General features: G+C 70.8%; 2 protein-coding genes. Both read left to right on the top strand.

Features of this window, described 5'->3' with window-relative positions; translation table 11 throughout:
* The coding region (locus tag CCN39_RS43880) for a CARDB domain-containing protein (protein WP_086852630.1) at positions 1 to 2,447 on the top strand (2,447 nt) is incomplete at its 5' end.
* Between the two features lie 56 nt (positions 2,448 to 2,503).
* A partial coding sequence (locus tag CCN39_RS43885) for an SDR family oxidoreductase (RefSeq protein WP_244211288.1) occupies positions 2,504 to 3,056 on the top strand: 553 nt, incomplete at its 3' end.

Below are 3,056 nucleotides of genomic sequence, written 5' to 3' on the forward strand. Positions count from 1 at the left end.
TCGGCGGCCGCGCCGCCGACGTCCGCCTGCGCGTCACCGCCAACTCCGGCGCGGGCGGCGGGCAGGCCGCCGAGTTCCAGGTCTTCGGCGTCCCCGCGCCCAACCCCGACCTGACGATCTCGGGCGTGTCGTGGTCGCCGCAGAACCCGGTGGAGACCGACGCGATCACCGCTGCGGTGACCGTCCGCAACGCCGGGACGGCGGCCTCCGGCGCGACGAACGTCAACCTCTACCTGGGGACGGCCAAGGTCGGCACGGCGAACGTCGGCCCGCTGGCCGCCGGTGCGTCGGCGACGGTGTCGGCGAACATCGGCACCCGTGACGCGGGCAGCTACCAGCTCACGGCCAAGGTCGACGAGGCCAACGCCGTGATCGAGCAGAACGAGGCCGACAACTCCTACACGAGCTCCACGGCGCTGGTCGTCAGCCCGGTGCAGAGCTCCGACCTCGTCGCGGCCACGGCGTGGTCGCCGAACAACCCGTCCGCGGGCAACAGCGTCACCTTCACCACGACCCTGCGCAACCAGGGCACGATCGCGTCCGCGGGCGGCGCCCACGGCGTCACGGTGACGATCGCCGACCAGAACGGCGCGGTCGTCAAGACGCTGACCGGCACCTACAGCGGGGCCATCGCGGCGGGCGCGACCGCCGCGCCGGTCACCGTCGGCACCTGGACCGCGGCCAACGGCCGGTACACGGTGAAGACCGTCGTCGCGAACGACGCCAACGAGCTGCCGGTGAAGCAGGGCAACAACACCAGCACGCAGGCGCTCTTCGTCGGCCGCGGCGCGAACATGCCCTACGACATGTACGAAGCCGAAGACGGCGTGCTCGCGGGCGGGGCGGCCGTGGTCGGCCCGAACCGCACGATCGGCGACCTCGCGGGTGAGGCGTCGGGCCGCAGGGCGGTGACGCTGAACTCGACCGGTTCCTCGGTGGAGTTCACCACCCGCGCGGCGACCAACACGCTCGTCACCCGGTTCTCCATCCCGGACTCCGCGGGCGGTGGCGGCATCAACACGACGCTGAACGTCTACGTCGACGGCACCTTCCTCAAGGCCATCGACCTGACCTCGCACTACGCGTGGCTCTACGGCGCCGAAACCGGCCCGGGCAACTCGCCGGGCGCCGGCCCGCGGCACATCTACGACGAGGCGAGCGCGCTGCTCGGCACCACCGTGCCCGCGGGCAGCCGGATCAAGCTGCAGAAGGACGCGGCGAACACCACGAACTACGCGATCGACTTCGTCAACTTCGAGCAGGCGACCGCGGTCGCCAACCCCGACCCGGCGCACTTCGCGGTGCCCACCGGGTTCACCCAGCAGGACGTGCAAAGCGCTCTCGACAAGGTCCGGCAGGACAGCACCCTCACCGGCGTCTACCTGCCGGCCGGGAACTACCCGCTGTCGAGCAAGCTCAACGTCTACGGCAAGGCCGTCACGGTCACCGGCGCCGGGCCGTGGTTCACCAGGTTCTCCGCACCCGCCGGGCAGGAGAACACCGACATCGGCATCGACGTCCAGGCCGGCGCGAACGGCTCGACCTTCGGCGGGTTCGCCGTGTTCGGCAACTACACCTCGCGCATCGACGGCCCGGGCAAGGTGTTCAACCTGACCAACGTCGCGAACCTGACGATCGACAACATCTGGGTCGAGCACCAGGTGGTCATGGTCTGGGGCACCAACGTGGACAACACCACGATCAAGAACTCCCGGATCCGCGACACCTTCGCCGACGGCGTCAACCTGACGAACGGGAGCACCGGCAACCACGTCACGAACATCGAGGCCCGGTCCACCGGGGACGACAGCTTCGCGCTGTTCGCCGCCACGGACCTCAACCCGGGCAACCAGTACGACAACGTGTTCGAGAACCTGACCGCGCTCACCCCGTGGCGCGCGGCCGGGCTGGCGGTGTACGGCGGGTACAACAACACCTTCCGGAACCTCTACATCGCGGACACGCTGACGTACTCGGCGATCACGATCAGCTCGCTGGACTTCGGCTACCCGTTCCTCGGGTTCGGGCCGCAGCCGACGACGGTCCAGAACGCCTCCCTGGTCCGGGACGGCGGCCACTTCTGGGGCCAGCAGACGTTCCCGGCGATCTGGCTGTTCTCCGCGTCCAAGGAGTTCCGCGGCATCCGGGTGTCCGATGTGGACATCCAGAGCCCGACCTACAGCGGCATCATGTTCCAGACCAAGTACAACGGCGGTCCGGAGCACCCGGTCGAGGACACCGTGCTGACGAACGTGTCGATCACCGGCGCCCACCGCAGCGGGGACGCCTTCGACGCCAAGTCCGGGATCGGGATCTGGGCCAACGAGCTGCCGGAACCGGGCCAGGGCCCGGCCGTCGGCTCGGCGACCTTCACCGGGTTGACGCTGAGCGACAACGACGAGGACATCCGCAACCGGACGACCACGTTCACCATCGTCCGCAACTGACCGGAGCGCGTGGTGCCCGCCGGAAACCGTTTCCCGGCGGGCACCGTCGTGCCAGGATGACGCCGGAGGTGGTCGACGTGCGGATCCTGGTCACCGGCGGTACCGGGCAGCTCGGCTCGGCGGTCGTGGCGCGGCTGCGGGCGGCGGGCGAGGAGGTCCGCGTGCTCAGCAGGCGGGCCACGCCGGACGTCGTCCGCGGCGACCTGCGGACCGGTCGCGGCGTCGACAGTGCCGTCGCCGGGGTGGACGTGGTCGTCCACTGTGCCACCGACTACCTCGGCCGGGAGACGCAGCTCGCGCGCACGCTGATCGAGGCGGCGCGGTGGGCGGGCGGCCCGCACCTGGTCTACGTCTCGATCGTCGGCGTCGACCGGGTCCCGCTCGGCTACTACCGGGCCAAACACGAGACCGAGCAGCTGTTCGCGGCCTCGGGTCTGCCGTACACGATCCAGCGGGCGACCCAGTTCCACGGTCTGGTCCGCGCCCTGCTCGCCGGCGCGTCCCGGCTGCCGGTCGTGCCGGTGCCGCGGATCTCGTTCCAGCCGGTCGACGTCCGGGACGTCGCCCGCCGCCTCGCCGAGCACGCACTGGACGACCCGGCCGGCCGGG

It is taken from the genome of Amycolatopsis kentuckyensis (genome assembly GCF_002155975.1).
Lineage (GTDB): Bacteria > Actinomycetota > Actinomycetes > Mycobacteriales > Pseudonocardiaceae > Amycolatopsis > Amycolatopsis kentuckyensis.